This window comes from Microbacterium sp. CnD16-F (assembly GCF_024124465.1).
GTDB classification, from domain to species: Bacteria; Actinomycetota; Actinomycetes; order Actinomycetales; family Microbacteriaceae; genus Microbacterium; species Microbacterium gawkjiense.
Genome location: NZ_JAMXSA010000112.1, coordinates 1 through 1,548, shown reverse-complemented (window position 1 = coordinate 1,548; position 1,548 = coordinate 1). Strand labels below are relative to the sequence as shown.

At 76.1% G+C, this 1,548-nt stretch carries 2 protein-coding genes; both read left to right on the top strand.

Annotation, left to right across the window (positions count from 1 at the left end):
- Positions 1–769: uroporphyrinogen-III C-methyltransferase (gene cobA, locus NH287_RS14995; RefSeq protein WP_253036249.1), on the top strand; the 769-nt coding region annotated here is incomplete at its 5' end.
- Positions 766–1,548, top strand: a 783-nt coding sequence (locus tag NH287_RS14990; protein WP_253036248.1) for a uroporphyrinogen-III synthase, incomplete at its 3' end; no start/stop codon positions are given. The genes cobA and NH287_RS14990, both read left to right, overlap by 4 nt.

Below are 1,548 nucleotides of genomic sequence, written 5' to 3'. Positions count from 1 at the left end.
CACCGCCGCCGGTCACGTCGACCTCGTCGGCGGCGGCCCCGGCCCCGGCGACCTCATGACGGTCCGCGGTCGCCGGCTGCTCGCCGAGGCCGACGTCGTCGTCGCCGACCGGCTCGGGCCGACCGACGTCCTCGCCGAACTCGACCCCGACGTCGAGGTGATCGACGTCGGCAAGGCACCCGGACACCACCCCGTGCCGCAGGACGAGATCAACGCGATCCTCGTCGCACACGCTCGCGCGGGCAAGCGCGTCGTCCGCCTGAAGGGCGGCGACCCGTTCGTCTACGGCCGCGGCGGCGAGGAGGTCGCCGCGTGCCTCGCGGCGGGCGTCCCCGTCGAGGTGGTGCCCGGGCTGACGAGTGTCGTGTCGGTGCCCCAGGCCGCCGGCATCCCGGTCACCCACCGCGGCACCGCCGCGGGACTGCACGTGACGATGGGCCAGGGCCCGGTGTCGGCGGCGACCCGCGCCGCGCTGGCCGACGACACCGTCACGACCGTCGTGCTCATGGGCGTCGCCGCCCTGCCGAAGCTCGTCGCCGCCGCGCTCGCGGCCGGGGCGCCCGCGCACCGGCCCGTCGCGATCGTCGAACGGGGTCACACCCCGACGCAGCGGACGACCCGTACGACCCTGTCGGCCGCGGTGACGGATGCCGCGGCCGCCGGTGTGAGCAACCCCGCCGTCATCGTGGTGGGCGAGGTCGCCGCCGCGGGCCTGCTCCTGCCCGACGCGGCCGCGGTCTCGGCGGGAGGAGGGGATTCCGACCGGTGACGACCCCCCGCCCCGCCCTCTCGGCCGCGCTCGGCGGCTGCACGATCGTCATCGCCGTCGATCGTCGATCCGCCGAGCTCGCGTCGGCGTTGGAGCGGCACGGGGCGACCGTCCGTCACGCTCCGGCGCTCACGATCGTGTCTCACATCGACGACGAGGCTCTCATCGGGGCGACGCGCGAGCTGATCGACACTCCGCCCGACATCGTCGTGGCGACGACGGGGGTCGGGTTCCGCGGGTGGATGGAGGCCGCCGACGAGGCGGGCCTGCAGGGCGCGCTGCACGAGGCGCTCGCGGGGGCGCAGATCGTCGCACGCGGCCCCAAGGCGCGCGGCGCGATCCAGCAGGCCGGGTTGGCGGCGGACTGGGTCGCCGAGTCCGAGACCTCCGAGGAGCTCGGCGCCTTCCTGCTCGCCGAGGGTCTCGAGGGGCGCCGCGTCGCGGTGCAGCACCACGGCTCGGGCGCGGACGGCCTCGACGAGCTGTTCACCGAGGCGGGCGCCGACGTCGTGAGCCTGACGGTCTACCGCTGGGGGCCACCGCCCGATGCCGCCGCGGTCGCGCGCTCGGTGGTCCAGACCGCGCAGGGCGAGGTCGACGCCGTGCTGTTCACCTCCGCGCCGGGGGCCGCGGAGTGGATCGAGACCGCGCGGCGCGAGGGCGTGCTGGAGGACGTCGTGCAGCGCTCGGCCGACGGCACCCTCCTGCTCGCGGCCGTCGGCCCGATCACTGTGTCGGGACGCATCCTCGTCGCCGTGAACGCGGCCATCATCCCCGAA